The organism is Roseateles sp. P5_E1, assembly GCF_054049335.1.
This window is the reverse complement of record NZ_JBFUMN010000075.1, coordinates 1-21,229: the sequence shown is the minus strand read 5'-3', so window position 1 is coordinate 21,229 and position 21,229 is coordinate 1. Positions and strand designations below refer to the sequence as shown.

15 protein-coding genes are annotated in these 21,229 nt (G+C 68.2%); 9 read left to right on the top strand and 6 right to left on the bottom strand.

Features of this window, described 5'->3' with window-relative positions; all coding sequences use genetic code 11:
* From ACXJKJ_RS28000 to ACXJKJ_RS27990, 3 genes are all read left to right on the top strand, one after another.
* Window positions 1-592, top strand: a 592-nt coding sequence (locus ACXJKJ_RS28000; RefSeq protein ID WP_457394259.1) for a cell division protein ZipA C-terminal FtsZ-binding domain-containing protein, incomplete at its 5' end; no start/stop codon positions are given.
* A gap of 171 nt (window positions 593-763) precedes the next feature.
* On the top strand, window positions 764-3,478 hold the full coding sequence (locus ACXJKJ_RS27995) for a putative bifunctional diguanylate cyclase/phosphodiesterase (protein WP_457394257.1): 2,715 nt from the start codon (window positions 764-766) through the stop codon (window positions 3,476-3,478).
* A 33-nt stretch (window positions 3,479-3,511) separates the two neighbouring features.
* Window positions 3,512-4,813 carry a hemolysin family protein gene (locus ACXJKJ_RS27990; protein ID WP_457394255.1) on the top strand — a complete coding sequence of 434 codons (1,302 nt, stop codon included), beginning with the start codon at window positions 3,512-3,514 and terminating at the stop codon, window positions 4,811-4,813.
* On the opposite strand, the gene ACXJKJ_RS27985 is transcribed toward ACXJKJ_RS27990, so the two are convergent.
* Entirely contained in the window at window positions 4,803-6,665 is a 1,863-nt protein-coding gene (locus ACXJKJ_RS27985) for a carbohydrate-binding module family 20 domain-containing protein (protein ID WP_457394253.1), read from the bottom strand. The two genes, ACXJKJ_RS27990 and ACXJKJ_RS27985, sit on opposite strands and share 11 nt — an antisense overlap.
* A 196-nt stretch (window positions 6,666-6,861) precedes the next feature.
* Window positions 6,862-7,386 carry a hemerythrin domain-containing protein gene (locus tag ACXJKJ_RS27980; protein WP_457394251.1) on the bottom strand — a complete coding sequence of 175 codons (525 nt, stop codon included), beginning with the start codon at window positions 7,384-7,386 and terminating at the stop codon, window positions 6,862-6,864.
* 34 nt (window positions 7,387-7,420) lie between these two features.
* On the opposite strand from ACXJKJ_RS27980, the gene ligA reads away from it, so the two are divergent.
* On the top strand, window positions 7,421-9,454 hold the full coding sequence (ligA, locus tag ACXJKJ_RS27975) for an NAD-dependent DNA ligase LigA (RefSeq protein ID WP_457394249.1): 2,034 nt from the start codon (window positions 7,421-7,423) through the stop codon (window positions 9,452-9,454).
* Between the two features lie 15 nt (window positions 9,455-9,469).
* On the opposite strand, the gene ACXJKJ_RS27970 is transcribed toward ligA, so the two are convergent.
* Window positions 9,470-10,255, bottom strand: a complete 786-nt coding sequence (locus ACXJKJ_RS27970) for a carbonic anhydrase (RefSeq protein WP_457352748.1) — start codon at window positions 10,253-10,255, stop codon at window positions 9,470-9,472.
* Between the two features lie 204 nt (window positions 10,256-10,459).
* Between ACXJKJ_RS27970 and ACXJKJ_RS27965 the strand changes: the two genes are divergently transcribed.
* Window positions 10,460-11,596 carry an epoxide hydrolase family protein gene (locus ACXJKJ_RS27965; protein ID WP_457394246.1) on the top strand — a complete coding sequence of 379 codons (1,137 nt, stop codon included), beginning with the start codon at window positions 10,460-10,462 and terminating at the stop codon, window positions 11,594-11,596.
* A gap of 92 nt (window positions 11,597-11,688) precedes the next feature.
* Here ACXJKJ_RS27965 and ACXJKJ_RS27960 read toward each other — a convergent pair whose 3' ends face one another.
* Window positions 11,689-12,621, bottom strand: a complete 933-nt coding sequence (locus tag ACXJKJ_RS27960; RefSeq protein WP_457394244.1) for a LysR substrate-binding domain-containing protein — start codon at window positions 12,619-12,621, stop codon at window positions 11,689-11,691.
* 84 nt (window positions 12,622-12,705) lie between these two features.
* Between ACXJKJ_RS27960 and ACXJKJ_RS27955 the strand changes: the two genes are divergently transcribed.
* The 4 genes from ACXJKJ_RS27955 (at window position 12,706) to ACXJKJ_RS27940 (ending at window position 17,767) form a co-directional block, all read left to right on the top strand.
* Window positions 12,706-13,572 (top strand): pirin family protein, encoded by an 867-nt coding sequence (locus ACXJKJ_RS27955; RefSeq protein ID WP_457394240.1) that lies wholly within the window; start codon window positions 12,706-12,708, stop codon window positions 13,570-13,572.
* Window positions 13,569-14,657: an HlyD family secretion protein gene (locus ACXJKJ_RS27950; protein ID WP_457394237.1), complete on the top strand. Its 1,089-nt coding sequence runs from the start codon at window positions 13,569-13,571 to the stop codon at window positions 14,655-14,657. The genes ACXJKJ_RS27955 and ACXJKJ_RS27950 overlap by 4 nt, the downstream gene beginning before the upstream one ends.
* Before the next feature lie 7 nt (window positions 14,658-14,664).
* The gene (locus tag ACXJKJ_RS27945) at window positions 14,665-16,248 is read left to right on the top strand and encodes a DHA2 family efflux MFS transporter permease subunit (protein ID WP_457394234.1); all 1,584 of its coding nucleotides are present in this window, start codon (window positions 14,665-14,667) and stop codon (window positions 16,246-16,248) included.
* Between the two features lie 112 nt (window positions 16,249-16,360).
* Complete coding sequence (locus ACXJKJ_RS27940; protein ID WP_457394231.1) at window positions 16,361-17,767, top strand: efflux transporter outer membrane subunit; 1,407 nt, start codon at window positions 16,361-16,363, stop codon at window positions 17,765-17,767.
* Window positions 17,768-17,776: 9 nt separating this feature from the next.
* Here ACXJKJ_RS27940 and ACXJKJ_RS27935 read toward each other — a convergent pair whose 3' ends face one another.
* Window positions 17,777-18,151: a GFA family protein gene (locus tag ACXJKJ_RS27935; protein ID WP_457394228.1), complete on the bottom strand. Its 375-nt coding sequence runs from the start codon at window positions 18,149-18,151 to the stop codon at window positions 17,777-17,779.
* Entirely contained in the window at window positions 18,148-21,156 is a 3,009-nt protein-coding gene (locus tag ACXJKJ_RS27930) for a fused MFS/spermidine synthase (protein WP_457394226.1), read from the bottom strand. The genes ACXJKJ_RS27935 and ACXJKJ_RS27930 overlap by 4 nt, the downstream gene beginning before the upstream one ends.
* Window positions 21,157-21,229: the final 73 nt, after the last annotated feature.

The following is a 21,229-nucleotide window of genomic DNA, read 5'->3' as shown; positions in this document are numbered from 1 at the left end:
CAACGAGATCGAGTACTCGGAGTTCGTGCAGAAGATCCAGGCCTTTGCCGACGGCGTGGGCGGCTTCGTGCAGTTCCCCGACATGCTGGACGTCGTCGCCCGCGCCCGCGAGCTGGATCAGTTCGCGGCCAGCCATGACGCCCAGCTTGCCCTGCTGCTGCGTGCCAAGGCCGCGGCCTGGACGCCTGGCTTTGTGCAGCAGGCCGCGGGTCGCCACGGCTTCGTCGCCGGTGCGCTGCCAGGCCGCCTCGTCATGCCGTCGGCAGAAGAGGGCGCGCCGCCGGTACTGACGCTGCAGTTCGATGCCCAGGCTGCGCTGGCTGAAGACCCCGAGGCGCTGTCGCTGCGCGAGCTGACGCTGGCGCTGGACGTGCCGCAGACGTCGGCCGATCAGGAGCCGTTCGCGCTCTGGCAGGAGTCGGCCCGCGCACTGGCCCGCGATCTGGAGGCCGAGGTTTGCGACGACCGTGGCCAGGTGCTGGGCCTGCATGCCTTCGCGTCCATCGACGTTGAGCTGAAGAAACTCTACGAAGCTTTGGCGGAGCGTGATCTGGCCGCCGGCTCGCCTGCCGCACGAAGGCTGTTCAGCTGATCGCGTGACATTGGCCGCGCAAACGCCGCGGTCTGACTGACAACCGACGGGGCGGCGGGGGGCAAAGCTTCTAAAGTCTGCGCGTTACACGGCCCTTCAAGCCTGATGCGCAGCGGCGGCTTCCCCCAAGTTTTCAGTCCCACCCTTCGTCCAGCCACCCAGTTCTGGCTGGTGGGCTGGCTGTTGCTGCTGTCGCTGTTCGCTGGGCCAAGCCTCGCCGCCCCCACGCTCGCCCAGCAGATCGAAGCCATCGAAGCCAGCCATGGCAGCGAGCCGCCCGAGGTGGTCGCGCGCCTGCGGCCGCTGGAAGCGCAGGCCCGCGCCATGGGCGGCGACAACCTGCGCGTCTTTCTCGCCGCCTGGGGCTATGCCCACGGCATGATGGACCAGTTCACGGTGGTCGATGCGGCAACGGCCGAGCTCATCGATCTGGGCGAACGCGAAGGCAATGCCGCGGCCATGGCTTCGGCGCTGGCACTGCGCGCGACCGTCCTGCAACTGTCGGGCCGCCTGAGCGTCGCCTACGACTGGGTGAACGCGTCCCTGCCCTGGGTGGAAAAGACCCAGGACGAGCCCTTGCGCTACTGGGTGTTCATGACGGCGGGCAATCTGAGCCTCGCGACGGGGCATTTGCAGGAAGGCCTGCGCAGCTACGCGGCGGCGAGCCGGTCGGCGCAGGCCCAGTCCAACCCGCGGCGCGGGGCGCAGGCCCATATGGCGCTGGCGCCCATACGCCTGGTCCTGCACGACATCGACGGTGCCCGTGCCGATGCGCAGCAGGCCTTTCGCCTGGCCGAGTCCGCCGGCAGCCTGCCCCTGCAACTGGCGGCCAAGTTGATCGAGTCCCTGGCCGAGGAAGAGGCTGGCCGCGGCCCGGCGCGCGACCTGGCCCGGGAGCAGGCCCGCCGGCTGGCCGCCCAGATCGAGCCCACGCTGGCCGCCAGCGCTGCCGCCGTGAATCCTGCCTCGGGCAGCGCGACCTGGTTCAACACCCAGGCGGAGGTCGTGCAGGAACTGGCCGACCTACACCTGAGCGCACGCAACTTCGTAGCGGCCGGGCGCTATGCCGAGACTGCGCTGAAGTTGGCCCGACAGGAAGGTGACGAGGACGCTGTGGCCGTGGCCACGATCAGTTCGGGGCTGGCGCGACTCGGCTTGCGCCAGACGGCCCCCGGCGACCAACTGGTGAACGAGGGCCTGGCGTCGCTGGAGAAACAGGGCCGCAAGGTGCGCCTGCTGGAGCAGTTGAACCGGCATGCCGGCCTGCTGGAAGCCCTGGGCGATGCGGCGGGCGCGCTGCGCCAATCGCGCAAGGCACTGGGGCTGGAGGCCGAGCTGGTGCGCAACGACCGTGTCAGCACGGTGCTGGAACTGCAGCGCCGCTCCAGCTTCGAGCAGAACCAGCGCGCCCTGGAGAGCCTCAAGCATGACAACGAGCTGCAAGCCAGCCAGCTCGAGCGCCACAGCAGCGAAAGGCGGCTGACCCTGGGCCTGGCCCTCGCCCTGCTCATCGTCGTGCTGCTGACAGTGACCTTGTATCGCCGCGCCCGCAAGGCCAACCGCACGCTGCAGGCCCACAACGCCGAGCTGGCTTACGTCGGCCTGCATGACCGCGTGACCGGCCTGCCCAACCGGCGCGCACTGGAGCGGCGGGCCCGGGAGCTCGGCAACGAGAGCTTCATCGGCTTGGGGATAGCCATCAATCGCTTCAGCCGCATCATGGGCAGCCTGGGCCATGCCGCCGGTGACGACTTGCTGTGCCAGGTGGCAGCTCGGCTGAAGTCCGTCGTCGAGGGCGCCGGCGGCCGGCTCTACCGGATGGACGGACTTTCCTTCGGTGCCATCGTGCCCGCACTGGGCGATGACGCCGCCCTGCGCAGCCTGCTGGAGCAGCTGCTGCAGGTGATGCAGCCTGTCTTCGAAGTGCAGCGCCAGCAGCTCGCGGTGACCTTGAGCATCGGTGCCGCTGAATACCCGCGGCACGGCGCGCAGACCTCCGACGTGGCCAAGGCCATCCAGCTCGCCATGCGACAGGCGCAGGGCCAGCCGGGCAACAGCGCGGTGGTTTTCACGGCAGGCCTGCTGGCCGACCAGCAGGACCGGCTGCAACTGGAAGCACGGCTGTCACAGGCCCTGGAGCGCGGTGAACTCGAACTCTTCTACCAGGCGCAGTGCGATCTGCGCACGCGCAGGCTGTCGGGCTTTGAGGCCCTGCTGCGCTGGCGCAGCCCCGACGGCCTGATTGCGCCGGACCGCTTCATTCCGCTGGCCGAGGAATCCGGTCTCATCGTGCCCATTGGCCGCTGGGTGCTGCAGCAGGCCTGCCGCCAGGCCAGGATCTGGCATGACAGCGGGCTGGGCCGGCCCGTGATGGCCATCAACATCTCGCCGCGGCAGTTCCAGCATCCCGAGTTCATGGCCACGGTGCGCGAGGCGCTGGAGAGCAGCGGCATGGATCCGCACTTCATCGAGCTGGAGATCACCGAGGGCGCCATGATGGACGACGCCGAGTCCACCATCGCCAAGATGGCCGAGCTGCGTGCGCTGGGCCTGCACCTGGCCATCGATGACTTCGGCACCGGCTATTCGAGCCTGGCCTATCTGAAGCGCTTTCCCATCAACCGCCTGAAGATCGACCGCGCCTTCGTTCGAGACCTCGGCCAGGACGAGGGCGGTGCGGCCATCGTGCAGGCCATGATCCAGCTGTCGCACAGCCTGGGTATGACGGTGGTGGCCGAAGGCGTTGAGGATGCCAGCCAGGAGGCCTGCCTGCGCAACTGGCATTGCGACGTGATGCAGGGCTTTGGCTATGCGCGCCCGCAGCCCGTGCGAGAGGCGACGGCCTTCCTGGAGCGGTGCAGCCGTGAGGGCGGGATCGCGGAATAAACTGAAGCTCCATTCAGACCTCGGACTCGGCGCTTGACCACCAGCCTGCTGCTGATTGCCCTCCTCATCGCCGCCAGCGCCTTCTTCTCGATGGCCGAGCTGTCACTGGCGGCCTCGCGGCGGCTCAACCTGCAGCAGCGCGCCGACTCCGGCGATGCCCGCGCAGCCAAGGTGCTGGCTGTGCAGGAACACCCGGGCGACTACTTCACCGTCGTGCAAATCGGCGTCAACACGGTCGCCATCCTGGCCGGCATCGTTGGCGAGGGTGCGTTCACGCCGCATTTCGAAGCGGCGCTGCGCCTCGTCGTTTCACCCGAACTGGCCGCGACGCTGGGCTTTGCCGCGTCCTTCATCAGCATCACATCGCTCTTCATCGTGCTGGCCGACCTGGTGCCCAAGCGCTTGTCGATGAACGAGCCGGAGCGCGTCGCCATGACGTTGGTAGGCCCCATGCTGGCCCTGTGCCGCGTGCTGAAGCCCCTGGCCTGGTTGTTCAGCGGCATCACCGAGGGCTTGATCCGCATGCTGGGCCTGCCGGCCAAGCGTGACGAGACCATCAGCTACCGCGACATCCTCGCGCTGACCGAGGCCGGCTACCAGGCCGGCGTCGTGGCAGACGAGGAGCAGCAGGTCATCGCCAACGTGTTCGAGTTGGACACGCGCACCGTCGAGACGGTGATGACGGAGCGCGAGCGCATCGTCTTCTTCTCGCGCGACGACGATGACGTGCTGATCCGCAACCGCATCGCCGACACGCCCCACTCGACCTATGTCGTCTGCGACGGCGACGTCGACCAGGTCGTCGGCTACGTGGACGCAACCGACCTGTTCCAGCGTGTGCTGCGCGACGAGAAACTGTCGCTGCGCGAGGACGGCGGCGTGCTGGTCAAGAAAGTGCTCATCGTGCCCGACAGGCTGACGCTGTCCGAGATGCTGACCCAGTTCCGCGACGCGCATGAGGACTTCGCCGTCGTCGTCAACGAGTACAGCCGCGTGGTGGGCGTCATCACGCTGAACGACGTGATGAATACGGTGATGGGCAGTCTCGTCGCGCCGCACGACGAGGAGCAGATCGTGCGCCGCGAGGACGGTTCCTTCCTGGCCGACGGCATCACGCCCATCCCGGATGTCGAGCGGTCGCTCGGCATCGAGGGCTGGCCGCATGCCGGCACCTACGACACCTTGGCCGGCTTCCTGATGGTCATGCTGCGCCGCATTCCGCGGCGCACCGATGTCGTCGAGTGGGAAGGCTGGCGCTTCGAGGTGGTTGACGTGGACAGCTACCGGGTCGACCAGGTCATGATCACCGCGGTAGCGCCTGCCGTCAGGGTTTGAAGTTGCCGTCGCTGCGAGCCTGCGAACCGCTGGCGCAGCTCGTGAACTCGCGGTTGCCGCTGCCGGTGGCTTGATTGCTTTCCCAGACGGCCGACGAGCCGTTCCACTTCACATACTTGTATTGAATCGCCGTGCCGGCGGGCAGGCTGACGGTGCCCGTCCACGGCACGTTGGCGCCTGAGCCCTGGATGGTCAGCGCGAAGCCTGAACCCGGCGCCCAGGCGCCGAGACCGGTCACGTTGCCAACGACGCGCAGGTTTTCGCCCATCACCGTGTTGGCGTTGGCGATCGTGAAGGTCACGGCACAGCTGCTGCCGCCGCCGCCGCTGGTCTTCTGCCCGGTGTAGATGGCCACGGCCGGCGTGGGGCTGCCGCTGTTGGCCGGCACCGTGATGCTGGCGTTGCCGCTGGCATCCACCGTGATCGAGTCGGCCGTGCAGCCAGTACCGGCGGCGTTCTTCGTGCCGTTGATGACGTTGCAGTAGGTGCCTGCGGAGAGACCCGTGGCAAACGTGCGCGTCCAGGCACTGCCGCTGTTGTTCAGCGCGACGAAGCCCACATTGCCGCGGCTGAAGGCGACCTGGTTGCCGTTGTTGCCGACGATCCAGTTCTGCTGCGCCTGGCCGATTGACGCATTGCGAAAGGCCACCATGTTGGCCAACGGCGTCCAGCGGTGGGCGAAGTCCCAGACGACGTTGATCTGCGGCGTGCCGCCGCTGTAGGGGCTGGCGCCTGGCCGGTCGGCGCCGGTGTCGGTGAACTTGAAGCCCGAGTAGAGCTGGGCCTCGCCATAGCCCTGGGCCAGCATGAAGACGTGCGCCAGCGTGTACCGCTGGCCACCGGCATCGGCGCCGCCGTTGTTGTTGATGTTCAGCGAGCCGCCGTTGCGCTCGGTGTCCCAGTTCGCGACGAAGACGGTCGCGTTCTGCGGCTGGATGAAGCCCCAGCTGCCGCCCCAGTTGCCCCAGGTGCCCATGACGCTCGGGATGCTCGCGAGGTTCAGGCCGTTGTTGTTGCGGAAGACATCGCGCATGGCCGAAGTGAACTGGAACTCGTTGAGCGTGCCTACGGGGAAGTAGCTCGGCCGGTCCACCTCGCCGTCGTTGATGATCTCCTGCGTGACCCAGATCGGCTCGCCCTGCAGCGTCGTCGGGTAGGTGGCCTTGACCGCGTTCATGATCGACGTCCAGGCGCCGGCCGGCATGTGCTTGGACGCATCGATGCGGAAGCCGTCCACGCCCATGGCCAGCAGGGCCTTCAGGTAGTTGACGATCTGGCCCTGCACATAACTGCTTTCGGTAGACAGGTCAGGCAGGCCGCCGAGGCGGCAGTTCTGTACCGCCCAGCGGCCCGAGGGCGAGTTGTAGTCGCTGTCGGCGATGTTGCAGTTGGCGTGGAAGTCGCTGGCGCTGAAGAACGGGTAGCTCAGCGTGCCCGCGTTCCAGGTCGAGCCATCGGTGGCCGTGCCGCTGCCGTCGGCCATCTGGTTGACGACGATGTCGGCATAGACGCGCACACCGGCCGTGTGGCAGGTGTTGATCATGGTCTGCAGCTGGGACGGCGTGCCCATGCGGCTGGTCAGGTTGGTGTAGTTGACCGGCTGGTAGACGCCCCACCAGCCATTGGCGTTCTTGGACGCGCCGGGCGGCGAGATCTGCACGCCGCCAAAGCCCTTGGGGCCCAGCCATTGGGTGCATTCGGTGGCGATGTCGGGCCAAGCCCACTCAAACATCTGGACCGATGTCGAGTTGGGGTTCAGCGCGTGGGCCGGTGAGGCGAGGGCGGCGCTCAGTGCGAGCGCGAACGAGAGCGAAGGGGCGAGTCGGAAGCTCGCGGGCAGCAGCGATGGCATGGGTGTGTCTCCGTCATGTGGTCGACCGCCGCCCTCGTCATGGGGCGGCTGGGTTCGGCCAATCGACTGCTTGCCCTGGCCGCCTTTCCCGTTCAGGAAAGTGCTGCGACTCTAGACAGACGGCGGCAATTTAAATGTAGGAAAACTACCAATCAACGATCAAAATCCCTAGAACATTCGGCGGCGGCGAGGTGGCTCAGGGCGATTTTCGACGCGATGCCATCTCTTCTCCAATCTTGGAGAGGGACGTTTTGTCCAGATGGGACTGGGCGATGGGGAATGCTTGATCGTCTTCGGCTGCCAAATGGGCCTGATAGAGAGTTGTGTAGTTAAGTAACACATTGGCATCAAGAGGCGCGGTTCTTCCGCCGGTCCATGCGAGCAGAGGCTCGCGCAACAGCGCCCACAGTCGCCCCATCTCGACGTGGTCGGCGTGCAGTCGATCGGCCAGATCCGTCAGGCCAGCCCTGCGCAGCCGCGGCAGCACATGGCGCTCCTCGTCTTCGTGGTGAGCCGGGCCGGCGCGGTCGAAATAGCGCAGCACATCGGCCGCAGCGTCGCGCGCCTGGGCATCGACGCCGTGCTGCTGGACATGGGCGCGCAGGCGCTGCAGCAGATCCAGGCTGCGGCGCACGCGCTCGTGGCAGGCGGCCAGCATCTCGAAGGGCTGGTCGAAACCGACGGCGGGGCCGGCGTGCAGGAAATCGACGCGGGAGCTCATGCGGCGGATTGTCCGACCGCGACAAAATGCCCCCATGACCGCCGCCCCCGCCTCCCGCGCCGCCGATCTGCGCGCCCAGCTGAACCATCACGCCCACCAGTACTACGTGCTCGATGCGCCCGAACTGCCGGACGCCGAGTACGACAAGCTCTTTGCCGAGCTGCAGGCCCTCGAGGCCGCCCATCCTGAGCTGCTGACGGCGGACTCGCCCACCCAGCGCGTCATCGGCGCCGTGCTGCCGGGGCTGACGCCGGTGCGCCATGTCGTGCCCATGCTGTCGATCACGACCGAGACCGACACGACCGAAGGCGGAGCCATCGCCTTTGACGCCCGCGTACGCCGCGAGTTGGGGCTGAAGGAGGGCGACGCACTGGTCGACTACAACGCCGAACTGAAGTTCGACGGCCTGGCCATCAACCTGCGCTTTGAAGCCGGCGTGCTGGTGCAGGCCGCCACGCGCGGCGACGGCGAGACGGGCGAGGACGTCACGCACAACGTGCGCACCATCGGCCAGATTCCGCTGCGCTTGAAAGGTGATGCGCCACCGGTGCTGGAAGTGCGCGGCGAGGTGTACATGCGCCGCGACGCCTTCGAGGCGCTGAACGAGCGCCAGCGTGCCAAGGGCGACAAGACCTTTGTCAACCCGCGCAACACGGCCGCCGGCGCCATCCGCCAGCTCGATTCGCGCCAGGCGCGCGACAAGCCGCTGAGCTTCTACGCCTATGGCATCGGCGACGTGCAGGGCTGGGCGCTGCCGGCGACGCAGTCCGGCCTGCTCGATGCCTTGGCCGACTTCGGCGTGCCCGTCAACAAGCTGCGCACGGTCGCGGCCGGTACGGCGGGCCTGGTCGAATTCCACCAGCGCGTGGCGGCTGCGCGTGACGATCTGCCCTTCGACATCGACGGCGTCGTCTACAAGGTCAATTCCCGCGAGTTGCAGCAGAGGCTCGGCTTCAAGACGCGCGAGCCGCGCTGGGCCGTGGCCCACAAATACCCGGCCCAAGAGCAGGTGACGACACTGCTGGCCATCGACGTGCAGGTGGGTCGGACAGGGAAGCTGACGCCGGTGGCGCGGCTGGACCCGGTGTTCGTCGGCGGCACGACCGTCAGCAACGCCACGCTGCACAACGTCTTCGAGATGCGCCGCAAGGGCGTGCGCGTGGGGGACAAGGTCATCATCCGCCGCGCCGGCGACGTGATTCCCGAGGTCGTCGGCCGCGTGCCCGGCGAGCGCGCCAGCTACGTGCCCAACTTCCACATGCCGCGCGCCTGCCCCGTCTGCAAAAGCGAGGTCGTGCGCGAGCGCGGCGGCATGGATCACCGCTGCTCGGGCGGCGTCTTCTGCCCGGCCCAGCGCAAGCAGGCCATGCTGCACTTCGCCGGTCGCCGCGCGATGGACATCGAAGGCCTGGGCGACAAGCTGGTCGAGCAACTCGTCGACGCCGGCATCGTGCTGAGCCTGCCGGGCCTCTACAAGCTCGGCGTCGCCAAGCTCGCGGCGCTGGACCGCATGGCCGAGAAGAGCGCGCAGAACATCGTTGACGCGCTGGAAAAGAGCAAGACGCCCACGCTCGCGCGCTTCCTGTTTTCGCTCGGCATCCGCCAGGTTGGCGAGACGACGGCCAAGGAGCTGGCGCGGCACTTTGGCACGCTGGACAAGCTGATGAACGCCAGCGTCGAGCAATTGCTCGAAGTGCCTGATGTCGGCCCCATCGTCGCGGCCAGCATCCACACGTTCTTCGCCCAGCCGCACAACCGCGAGGTCGTCGAGCAGCTGCTGGCGGCCGGCGTAAGCCCGAAGGAAAGCGCGGGCGAGGCCGACGACCGGCCGCGGCCGCTGCTGGGCAAGACGCTGGTGTTGACAGGCACGCTGCCGACACTCTCGCGCGACGAGGCCCAGGCCTTGATCGAGGAGGCGGGCGGCAAGGTCAGCGGCTCGGTGTCGAAGAAGACGAATTACGTCATCGCCGGCGAGGAGGCCGGCAGCAAGCTGGAGAAGGCCCGCAGCCTCGGCGTCCCCGTGCTCGACGAGGCCGGCCTGCGGGCCTTGTTGGAGACGGGCGCCTGAGCAGCGCCCGCCCGCTCACTGGCTGACCTGGATGACCCGGCCGTTGAGCGGCTGCACGGGTCGGGCGTTCATTGCATAGACGCGGCCGAAGCGGGCGATCTGCTCGGCAGACACCTGCACCGGCGTCTTCAGCACGAACCAGCTGACGCCTTCGCTGCAGGGCGGCGTCGTCAGCGAGCCGGCGAAGCTGTAGTAGGCGCGGTTGTCGGGCAGCAGGGCGTTCAGGTCGATGCCAAGGCCGGCGACGCTGGACTCCTGCTCCTTGGCCTTGGGCAGGTTGTCGAACACGGCCTGGATCAGCGGCAGCCTGGCACCCTTGTCCATCAACACCGCCACGACGGCCAGCTTGCCGTCCTCGCTCTTGTGAACGAGATGAGCCACGAGCGGATAGGCCTTGCCGTTCACCCGTTCCTCACTGGGCTTGTGGAAGTGGAACTGCAGCAGCTCGTAGCGCTTGTCGCCGACGGTGATCGAACTGCCCGGCGCGATGTTGACCTGCACGGTGTGGCCGTTGTCGATGATCTTCAGCGGCGTGGGCTTGTAGTCGAAGCTGATCGCGGGCAGGGCAGCCGACTGGACGTCGGTGGTGCGGATGTCGATGGGCGACTGGGTCTGCCCCATCGCGCAGGTGCCGAACTTCTCGTCGACGCTGGCCCATTTGGCCGGCCCGGTCACGCCGCTGTAAGTCCAGTGGGCCGGGTGCTGGCCGGGGTGTGCGGTCGCCGTTTCGGCGCAGAAGCCGGCGGCTGGCAGCAGGGCTGCCGTGAGCGCGATGGCGTTGAGCTGGGAAATCCTTTTCATGTGCGGCTCCTTGAGTCTTGGAAGTACGCCGCCGCGCGGGAGGCGGCGCCGGTCATTGTGTGACGAGAGCCGCAGCCCTGGCGACAGCTTTCGGACAGCCGGTGGATGAAGAAATGCGAGCGCCCCGTGGCGGGTTTTTACAAGACCCCCAACCGACCGCTGCGGACACTGGGTTCCATCGATTCACCTCACCTGGAGCCCACCATGACCGCTGCCATCCGCCCCTTCCACATCGACATCCCGCAAGCCGCCATCGACGACCTGAAGCAGCGCCTGCGCCAGACGCGCTGGCCGCAGGCCGTGGCGCAGGACTGGAGCCGCGGCCAGCCCGTCGCCTTCGTCCGTGAACTGGCCCACCAGTGGCTGAACGGTTTCGACTGGCGCCAGCAGGAAGCCGCGCTGAACCGCCACCCGCAGTTCACCACTGAGATCGACGGCCAGACGATCCACTTTCTGCACGTGCGCTCGCCTGAGCCGCATGCGCTGCCGCTGATCCTCACCCATGGCTGGCCCAGCACGGTGGCCGAGTTCCTCGACCTGATCGGCCCGCTGAGCGACCCGCGCGCCCATGGCCTCGACCCCGCGCAGGCCTTCCATCTCGTCATCCCGTCGCTGCCTGGCTTCGCGTTCTCGTCGCCGCTGGCGGGGCCTGGCTGGGACGCCGCCCGCACCGCCGCCGCGTGGGATGTGCTGATGAAGCGCCTCGGCTATGAGCGCTACGGCGCGCAGGGCGGCGACGCCGGCGCGCTGGTGACCCGCGAGTTGGGCATCCTGAATCCGCAAGGGCTGGTGGGCGTGCACCTGCAGCAGATCTTTGCCTTCCCGAGCGGCGCGCCGGGCGAGATGGAGAAGCTGTCGCCTTTCGAGAAGGCCGGCCTGGGCAACCTGGCGCGCTTCCAGAAGTACAACGGCTATGCGGAGATCCAGTCCAAGCGGCCGGCGACGCTCGGCTTCGGCCTGGTCGATTCACCGGTCGCGCAGCTGGCCTGGAATGCCGAGCTCTTCTTCGGCTTCGAGGGCGAGGCCGCCACCACGATGGATCGCGAGCGTTTCCTGACGCATGTGTCGCTGTACTGGTTCACGGCCACCGGCGGCCAGGCGGCCGAGTTCTATCTGGAGAACGCCCGCACCGGCGCCGGCTACCGCGAGCTGCCCAACGCGGCGCCCACCGCGGTCGCCTCCTTCCCGAACGACTTTCGCTCCGTGCGGGCCTTTGCCGAGCGTTCGCACAGCAACATCCGCCAGTGGACCGAGATGCCGGAGGGCGGCCACTTCGCCGCAACGGATGCGCCGCAGTTGCTGATCGATGACATCCGCAGCTTCTTTGCCCAGGTGAACTGAGCACGAGGCCGGCCTCGCGCTTCATCGCTCGCATCGAACAGGTCGAGTACGCCGCCCCGGCGGTGGAGGTGGCGCGGCCGGCCGGCGCCTGATCAGGGCTTGCGCCGCGGCGTCGCGTCCGGCCCCAGCACGCCCTTCACATGCGCCCATTCGGGCACGGTCTCGAACAGGTGGTCGATGAAAGCGCGCGTCTTGGCCGGCATCAGCCGGCGGCTGGCCGTCAGCAGCGTCACGGGCAGGGGCTCGTAGCTCCACTCGGGCAACACAGGCACCAGCGTGCCCGCGGCGATGTCCGACGCCACCATGCCGAAGGGAAAGCTGCCGAGCCCGCCGCCGGCGCGGGTCAGTGACAGCACCAGGCCGATGGAGTTCGCTTCCAGCGGGCCAACCGGATGCACCTCGGCCGTCTGCTTGCCGTTCTGCAGCGTGCGGTACATGCCCTTGCCCTGGGTCAGCACGACGAAGTCATGCTCGGCCAGGTCTGCAGGCGTCTGCGGTGCGGGCCTGGCCTGCAGATAGACCGGGCTGGCATACAGGCCACGCTCCAGCAGCATGTATTGGCGCGCCACCAGGTCGGGCTCGTCCACCGGGCCCATGCGCACGGCCACGTCATAGGGCTCGTTGAAAAGGTCGACACGGCGTKGCGTCGTGTCCACCTCCAGCTCCACCTTGGGGTAGCGGCGTACGAAGCGCGCAAAGCTTTCCGCCAACACCAGCATCGCGAACTCGGCCGGCACGGACACGCGCAGTCGCCCTGTGGGCGTGGCATCGCGTGAGGCCAGCCATTCGCGCGTCTCGGCGATGTCCTCTTCATGGCGGGCAGCGCGTTCGGCGAGTTGCTCGCCCAGCTCCGTCAACGTCAGCCGGCTGGCGCCGGGCACAAAGAGGCGGGCGGCTACCGAGGTCTCCAACGCCGTGAGGCGCCGGCTCAAGGTTGCCTTGGGCAGGTCGAGCTGGCGGGAGGCCTCGGACAGCGATCCCGCCTTGTGAACCTGGGCCAGCAGCAAGAGGTCGTCGATCTTCATGGCGTCGTTTATCTCGCTGTTTCTCGTTTGGTTTCGTTTCGTTTCCGGAACGGTGAGTTTGAGTTTTGTGGCTATTCGCCATAAATGGAACTCTCTACAGTCGCGGCCATCATGTCAACCGCCCGTCTTCTCCAGCCCCAAAGGCACCGCATCGGCGCCGGCTTCCAGGCCGAGGGTTGGCGCGAGCCGCTGGCGCTGCTCGACCCCTTCATCATGGTCGACCACTTCCGCATGACCGAGCCGGCGTTTGCGCCGCATCCGCATGCAGGCTTCTCGGCGGTGACCTATCTCTTCGACGACTCGGCCACCGGCATGCGCAGCCGCGATTCCCTGGGTGGCGAGCATGAAATCCTGCCTGGCGGCCTGCACTGGACGCTGGCCGGCCGGGGCGTCATGCATGACGAATTTCCCATCGAGGCGGGCCGCGAGGCGCATGGCCTGCAGATCTTCGTCAACCTGCCCGCCGAGCAGAAGCTGCGCGCGCCCACCGTTATGCGGCTGGGCGCCGAGCAGATGCCGCGCCGCGTGGGCGAAGGCTGGCGGGCGGTGCAGGTCTTCGGTGCCGACACCGGGCTGGACTTGCCTTGGTCGACCTCGCTGGTGCTGGTCGACATTGACGCCGGCGCTGCCTTCGATTTCGTGCTGCCCGAGGGCGAGCAGGGTTTTGCCATCCCCATCCACGGCAGCGGCCACACCGGCGAGCTGCCACTGACCACCGGCCGAGCCCTGAGCGTGTCCGTCGGTGGCGGCGCCCGCATCGTGGCCGCTGAGGCGCTGCGCCTGGCCTGCTTCTGCGGCCGGCCGCTTTTCGAGCCCGTCGTGCGCCACGGCCCCTTTGTCATGAGCAACGAAGGCCAGGTTGTGGCCGCGCTGCAGCGATTCCAGTCTGGCGGCATGGGCCGCCTCAGCCCTAGAACAACCTCAAGCAACAACAAGGAAACCCTGTCATGAATGCACCGCAAGACAACACCGTTGCCCCGAAGCCTGCCAAGAGCGGCCCGCCCGTGCCCCTGCTCATCGTCGGCGCGATCCTGCTGATCGGCGGCATCGGCCTGGGTGGCCGCATGTGGTGGCGCGCACAGCATCTCGTCGAGACCGAGAACGCCTTTGTCGCCGGCCGCCTGCACCCGGTCGCCACGCGCGTGGCCGGCGTCGTCACCGAGATGCGCATGCAGGACAACGCTGTGGTCAAGGCTGGCGACGTGCTGCTGCGCCTGGACCCGTCCGACGCCGCCGTGCAGATCGAGCGCCTGAAGGCCCAGATCGCGCAGGCCGACGCGGCCATCGCAACGACGGCTGCGCAGATCGCCCAGTCCAAGGCCCAGGCCGCGGTGACGAACTCGCAGGTCGCCCAGGCCGAGAGCGTGCTGGCCCGCACCGAGCTGGACGCCAAGCGCAGCCAGGCGCTGTTCGGCGCCGAGTTGCGCGCCACGAGCAAGCAGGAACTGGATGCCGCGCTTGCCGCCCGCGACGTGGCCCGCGCCGACCTGACCGCCCGCAAGGCCGGCGCCTCGGCCGCCAAGGAAGCCATCGCCGCCGCCGAGAGCGCGCGCCAGTCGGCCAACGCGCAAAAGAGTGCGACGCAGGCCTTGCTGAAGGACGCTCAGAACCAGCTTGGCTATGTCGAGCTGCGCGCGTCCAGCGACGGCCGCGTCGGCAAGCGCACGGTCGAGGTCGGCCAGCGCGTGCAGGCCGGCCAGCAGTTGGCGGCCATCGTCGAGCCCGAGGTCTGGATCACGGCCAACTTCAAGGAGACCCAGCTCGCGAAGATGAAGCCCGGCCAGAAGGTGCACGTCAAGGTCGACGCCTTCCCGGGCAAGGAGCTGGAAGCCCACGTCGACAGCTTTGCCCCGGCTTCGGGCGCCAGCTTCGCGCTGCTGCCGCCGGACAACGCGACCGGCAACTTCACCAAGATCGTCCAGCGCGTGCCGGTCAAGGTTGTCTTCGAGCCTGAAAGCTTGAAGGGCTTGGGTGAAGCCGCCACACGCATCGTGCCCGGCCTGTCGGTGCAGGTGGAAGTCGAAATCGCCGAGTAACTCCGCCATGGGCAACGAGAACTACCTCCCCCCGCCGCCCGACCAGAAGGTCAGCGGCCGCACCTGGCTGGCGGTGCTGGCGAGCCTGTTGGGCGCCTTCATGGCCGTGCTTGACATTGCTATCACCAACTCCTCACTGCGCGACATCCTCGGGGCGCTCTCAGCCACGCAGGAAGAGGGCTCCTGGATCTCCAGCGCCTACCTGGTCGCCGAGATCGTCGTCATCCCGCTCGCGGGCTTCCTGTCGATGGTGTTCTCCACGCGCCGCTACCTGGTCGTCAACGTCGCGCTGTTCCTGATCTTCAGCACGCTGTGCGGCATGGCCTGGAGCCTGGAGTCCATGATCGCCTTCCGTGCGGCCCAGGGCTTCACCGGCGGCGTCATGATCCCGATGGCGATGACGCTGGTCACGCGCAAGCTGCCGTTGAACAAGCGGCCCATTGGCCTGGCCCTGTTCGGCATGACAGCCACGCTCGCCCCCACGCTTGGCCCCACGGTCGGCGGCTACCTGACCGAGCTCTATGGCTGGCCCAGCATCTTCTACATCAACTGGGCCCCCGGCATCCTGCTGATGCTGGGCGTCAGCATCGGCCTGGACAAGGAGCCGATGAACTTGCGACTGCTGCGTGAGGTGGACTGGTGGGGCGTCGTCTTCATGGCCGTCGGCCTGGGTTCGCTGACCGCGATGCTGGAAGAGGGCAATGCCAAGGACTGGTTCTCAAGCCCCTTCATCATCACGGCCGCCGTGCTGGCGGTGGGCGGCATCTATGGCTGGGCCTGGCGCGGCCTGACGCGCAAGAACACCTTCATCGACCTGCACATCCTCGGCCGCCCGAGCTTCCTGATTGCCGGCGTCATTGCTTTCGCCACCGGCATGGGCCTGTACGGCTCGGCCTTCATCCTGCCGCTGTACCTGGGCCAGATCGCCAGCTACACGCCGATGCAGATCGGCATCGTCATCATGTGGATGGGCCTGCCGCAGCTCTTCATCATGCCCTTCGCGGCCAAGCTGTCCACCAAGCTGGACAACCGCGTGATGATGAGCGTGGGCTTGGCGCTGTTCGCCACCTCGTGCTTCATGAACACCCACATGAGCGCCGACACGGCCGGCCCGGAACTGTTGTTCGCGCAGATCGTGCGCGCCCTGGGCCAGCCGCTGATCATGATCACGCTGACCAACTTCGCGGTGAACGGCGTCCCGCCCAACCTGCTGCCCAGCGCCTCGGGCATGTTCAACATGATGCGCAACCTCGGCGGCTCGGTCGGCATCGCCGCGCTGGCCACGCTGCTGACCAACCGCGAGCACCTGCACAGCGCCCGCGTCGGCGAGGCCGTCAGCCTTTACGACCCCGCCACGCAAGCCCGCCTGGACACGCTGGCGCAGAACTTCGCCAGCAAGGGCGCCGACCTCGCCACGGCCCAGGACATGGCAATCAAGGCGCTTGACAACGTCGTGCGCCGCGACAGCTTCGTCATGGCCTACAACGACGCTTTCCTGATCCTTGGCATCGCGCTGATCAGCTGCGTGTTCATCGTCTGGATGAGCAAGAAGGTGCTCGGTGGCGCCGGCGCCGCCGAAGCCGCACATTGATGGCCCACCCCCGTTGCGCTTCGCGCTCCCCCTCAAGGGGGCGCAGCCAGTGGCCCGGCAAAGCCGGTTCCACGGCTGCCGCTTGGTCATGCACTCCCGTTCGGAGATAGAGATGAATGCAAAGTTCTCGTTTTCGCTGCTTCTGACAGCTTCGCTGGCCGCCTGCACGACGCTCGGCCCCAACTACCAGGCCCCGGCCCCCAACGCACCTGCGGCCTACCGTGCCGCCGCACCCGTGGCCGGCGCCGAGCTGCAGCGCGACTGGTGGCTGCTGTTTGGCGACGCCCAGCTCAACGCGCTCGAAGCGCAGGCCCTGCAGGCCAGCCCGACGCTGGCGGCCGCGGCCGCCCGGGTCGAACGCGCCCGCGCCGTGTATGGCGCGACAAAGGCGGACGAGCTGCCGCGTGTCGACGTCGGCGGCAGCGTCACCAACCTGCGCACGTCCGCCAAGTCGGTCACGACGCCGGTGCTGGGCGGCCAGGCCATCACCTTCGACGGCACCCAGACCGGGGTGCAGGCCTCCATCGGCTGGGAGCTGGACCTCTGGGGCCGCGTGAAGCGCCAGGCTGAAGCTTCGCAAGCCCAGCTGGATGCCTCCACGCTCGACGCTGCCGCCGCCCGCGTCGCGCTGACCGCCGACGTCGCCGCCGCCTACTGGCAGTGGCGCGCGCTGGCCGATGAAGCCGCGGCGCTGCAACGCCTGCGCGACAGCCGCGCCAACGCCTTCAAGGTCGCACAGACCCGCTTCGACGCGGGCTCCTCGACGACGCAGGACCTGGAGCGCGTGCGCGCCGAACTGGCCTCGGCCGACGCCGACGTGGCCGACCTGCCGCGCCGCCAGGCGCTGGTGGCCAACCAGATCGCCGCGCTGACCGGCCAGGCCGCGGCCGAGCTGAAGCTGCGGGCGTCACCGATGCCGGCACCGCCGCAGATCCGCGCCGGCCTGCCGTCCGAGCTGCTGCAACGCCGCCCGGACCTGGCCCAGAGCCTGGCCCAGCTGCATGCCGCAACCGCCCAGGTCGGCATCGCCGAGGCCGCCTTCTACCCGTCCATCCGCCTGACCGGCAGCTTCGGCTACCAGAGCAAAGAGTTGGACTCGCTGATCTCCGCGCCAGCGCGCCTGTACAACATCGGTCCGAGCATCTCGCTGCCCATCTTCGAGGGCGGCCGCAACAAGGCCAACCTCGCCGGCGCGAGGGCCTCGGTGGACGAGTCTCTCGCCGCTTTCCGCGGCCGCATGCTGCAGGCCTTGCGCGAGGTCGACGACGCGCTGGCCGAACTGCAGGGGCGCGCGACGGTGGTGGACGCCCAGAACCGCACGTTGGCGTCCAGCAGCCAGGCGTTGAACGTGGCCAAGAGCCGCTATGACAAGGGCGCCGTCAGCTATCTGGACGTGACCGAGGCCGAGCGCACGCCGCTCGCCACCGAGCGCGCGCTGGCCCAGCTGCGCGGCGCGCAATGGGCGGCGACGGCGCAACTCGTCAAGGCGCTGGGCGGCGGCTGGACCCAGGGCAGTTGATCCCGGGGCTCAGCCCCTGTTCTCGTCGAACTGCTCGGCGCCCGGGACGGCCTGAAGCCAGGGCTCGCGGCGCTTGACCCAGAGCTCGTAGCTCGGCACCAGCGGCGTGGGCGCCTTCGACAGGATGCCGAGCTTGATCTCGGCCTCTTGGTCGTCGAGGGAAAACAGCCGGGCCCCGCAACGAGGGCAGAAGCGCTGGCCGCGGAACTCGGCGGTGTCGCCTTGATGCTCGAACTGGCCGGCTGGCCAGACGGCGTAGAAGGTGAAGGCCGAGCCGCTCTCCTTGCGACAGTCCATGCAATGGCAGATGCCGATGCGAAGCGGCTCGCCGTGCGCATTGATCTGCACCTGGCCGCAAAGGCATTGGCCGCAATACACCGTCATGTCGGCCTCCCTAGTGAACAGGCGCGTTCGCCGCCATCTTCCCAGGCCTTGAGGAATTGGCGTGTCTCTGCAAGCCCTGCCGCTGGCACCCTTGCGACCCACTGGGCCTCCCACATACGCACCGCATCCATCTTGCCCTGGGCTATGCCCGCCAGCATGCCGAGCACCAGGATCTGCTCGTTCAGGGCTTGGGGCATCGGGCCGGGCGGCTGGGCTAGCAACTGCCGAGCCTGCGTCTCAACGGACTGCCAGTTCTGGCGCGACACCGATTCATAGAGTCCCAGCACCTGGAAAGTTCGCGGCGATAACTCCGGCCGCAAGCGCCGCCAAGCAGCCCCGTCCCACAGTGCCTGTTGATCCGCGCCGTCGATGTGGCCGAGCACAGCCTGCGCCAGGTTGGCGAGGTAGATCAGCAGGCTGTCTTCGTCCAGGGCCGTGGCGCCCTTGTGCTGGGCTTGCAGGGCATCGACCAAGCGCGTGAGGCCGTCGCCGCTGTGGTCGGGGCCCGGGGCGCGCCCGTCAAAGCGCTGCAGCGCCGCGACCGCGTGCTGGCGTGCCTCCAGGACGGGATGGTTGACGGCCGGGCCGAGAGGAACCGAGGCCGGCAGCGGTGCGCGGCAGTCCAGCACCGGCAGCACTGGCAGGCCCGCAGTGGCCAGGCGCAACAGCAGCGTGGCCTGGGCGCCCTGGAATCGCTGCTGCGGCGCGTTCAGCGAGATCGTCGGAAAGAAGTCCGAATGGGGATGGGCCGCCTGCATGCGCACATAGCTGCGCAGCACGCCCGGGCCGCCGACGTGACGCGCCTCAAGGTCCGCCGGCGAGCGCAAGCCCACACGTTTCAGCTCCGCTGACAGCATCTTGGTGCGCCAGGGCAGGTCGCTGAGCGGACCGGGCTTGGTCCGCGGAGCCAGGATGAGCAGGTCAGTCGCATCGACGAAATAGAGCTCGCTGTCGGGGAATTCGCTGATCAGCGCCGCGATCATCTCGGCCAACAGGGCGTCGGAAATCTCATAGCCGTGCACCCACTGCACCAGCAGTCCGTCGGGCTTGAGGCTGCTTTTCACGCGGCGGTAGAACTCCTGCGTGAACAGGCTGGCCACTCCGCTGACCCAGGGGTTGGAGGGCTCGGAGGCCACGACGTCATAGCGCTGCTGACCGCGGGCGAAGAATTCCCGCGCATCCTCGAAATGGACGTGGGAGCGGGGATCGGCGTAGGCACGCACGTTGCGCGCACCCAGCGCCTTGGCACCTTCCCACATGGCCGGCTCGATCTCGATGCTGTCGACGCGGCGCGGCGCGGCTGAGCCCAGCAGCGTGTGCGTGCTGAGCCCTGACCCCCAGCCGATGACGGCTATATCCTGAGGCTGGGGATGGGCTGACAGGGCCAGCGCCCCGAGCATGAGCATGGTGATCTCGTCGGCGCTGGGCGGCTGATCGATAGCGGTCCAGCCCGCGTCCGGCTTGCCGTTCGTCGAGATGACGGAGAACTGGCCCTTGCGAACGACCGAAATACTGGCTGTGGCGCCGTCCCGGTAGTACAGCAGCTCGCGGCCGCTGGTGTCGGTGTTGCCGTAACGAAAGACGCCCGCCGACTGCAGCAGGCGGTCCGGCAACCCCCACTGCAGCATGCTGCTGAGCACGACGGCACCGACGCTCGCGATTGCCACGTTGGCGACGGTCCAGCGGCCGGGGCTGAGGCTGCGCAGCAGGGCCAGGCCAATGGCGAAGTCAACGGCGGCCGCCACGAGCAGCATTAGCCCCACGCCCATCGCCGGCATCAGCCAGTGCGCGGCCACCAGCACACCGAGGATGGCGCCGAGCGTATTGGCTGCATAGACCTGCCCAATGGCGCGCTCGCCGGCGCCGCGGCGCAGCAGCGCGGCCGTGAACAGCGGCAGCGTCATGCCGGCGAAGAAGGCCACCGGCACCATGATGAGGACGGCAATCCCGGCCGTGGCCACGTTGTAGAGGATGTAGCCGGCCGCGCTGCGCGCCAGCGCCTGCAGTAGCCAGGGCACCCAGTTGTATGCACTGCCCAGCAAGCCCACCGAAGCGATGGCGCAAAGACCCATCGCCACCTGCACGAAGCCGGCATAGCGCACCAGGTCGCCGATGCGGTCACCCACGCGCCGCACCCACAGGCCGCCCAGCGCCAGGCCGGCGATGAAGGCGGCCAGCATCAGCTCGAAGCTGTGCAGGCTGCTGCCCAGGGCCTGGTTGAGCATGCGCACCCAGCCGAGTTCATAGGCAAAGGAGGCGGCGCTGGACAGGAAGGTGGCGACCAGCAGAGCGGGCAGCAACCGGCCCGGTCCGGCGCCGTCGGCGTTGTCACTCGCAGCGGGTGGGGTGGGCACGCCGCCCTCTCGCCAGGCCAGGCTCAGGACCATGCTCGCCGCGGCCACGGCAAGGTTCAGCCAGGCCGCGGTCTGCAGGGCGCCGGGCATACCGACCGCGGGCAGCAGGCCAAAGGTGGCAATCAGCGCGCCAAGGGCCGCGCCGATGCCGTTGGTGAAATACAGGCCGCCCAGGGTCTGGCTCTGCTGGCTGCCGGGCAACCGGAGCACGCCCACGGCGAGCAGCGGGAAGGTGGCGCCCAGCAGCACCGTTTGCGGCGCGATCAGAGCGGCGGCGCTCAGCCACTGCCAGGCGGTGGCCGCCCCGGCGCTGGACAGGGCGGGCAGCACGCGGTCCTGGCTGAGCTCGCTGTAGGCCACGAAGACGGTGTGGAAGACCAGGCCGAACACGCCGATCAGCGCTTCCGCGCCGGCGTAGACGGCGATGGGCCGGCGCAGCATCGCCGTGACGCGGCTGACACCCCAGGCGCCCAGCGCCATCCCGCCCATGAACATCATCAGCACCAGCGTCTGGGCATAGGCAGCGTGGCCCAGGGTCAGGCCCAGGTAATGCGTCCAGATCGACTGGTAGATCAGCGCTGCGCATCCCGACAGCACGAACAGGAATTGCAGGATCCAGCGGGTTCGGGAAGCGAGGGAAGCTGAAGTCATCATGTCCTGTCAGGAAGCAGGGCGGCCGCCATGCGGGCAGCCGCGCCCTGGTGGGCCCGGGCGAAGGTTCGTG

Excerpts from the sequence above, each read along its gene's own strand:
- ACXJKJ_RS27985 (WP_457394253.1), bottom strand. The coding sequence starts at position 6,665 with ATGCCATCGCTGCTGCCCGCGAGCTTCCGACTCGCCCCTTCGCTCTCG.
- ACXJKJ_RS27980 (WP_457394251.1), bottom strand. The coding sequence starts at position 7,386 with ATGAGCTCCCGCGTCGATTTCCTGCACGCCGGCCCCGCCGTCGGTTTC.
- ligA (WP_457394249.1), top strand. The coding sequence starts at position 7,421 with ATGACCGCCGCCCCCGCCTCCCGCGCCGCCGATCTGCGCGCCCAGCTG.
- ACXJKJ_RS27970 (WP_457352748.1), bottom strand. The coding sequence starts at position 10,255 with ATGAAAAGGATTTCCCAGCTCAACGCCATCGCGCTCACGGCAGCCCTG.
- ACXJKJ_RS27965 (WP_457394246.1), top strand. The coding sequence starts at position 10,460 with ATGACCGCTGCCATCCGCCCCTTCCACATCGACATCCCGCAAGCCGCC.
- ACXJKJ_RS27955 (WP_457394240.1), top strand. The coding sequence starts at position 12,706 with ATGGAACTCTCTACAGTCGCGGCCATCATGTCAACCGCCCGTCTTCTC.
- ACXJKJ_RS27950 (WP_457394237.1), top strand. The coding sequence starts at position 13,569 with ATGAATGCACCGCAAGACAACACCGTTGCCCCGAAGCCTGCCAAGAGC.
- ACXJKJ_RS27945 (WP_457394234.1), top strand. The coding sequence starts at position 14,665 with ATGGGCAACGAGAACTACCTCCCCCCGCCGCCCGACCAGAAGGTCAGC.
- ACXJKJ_RS27940 (WP_457394231.1), top strand. The coding sequence starts at position 16,361 with ATGAATGCAAAGTTCTCGTTTTCGCTGCTTCTGACAGCTTCGCTGGCC.
- ACXJKJ_RS27935 (WP_457394228.1), bottom strand. The coding sequence starts at position 18,151 with ATGACGGTGTATTGCGGCCAATGCCTTTGCGGCCAGGTGCAGATCAAT.
- ACXJKJ_RS27930 (WP_457394226.1), bottom strand. The coding sequence starts at position 21,156 with ATGACTTCAGCTTCCCTCGCTTCCCGAACCCGCTGGATCCTGCAATTC.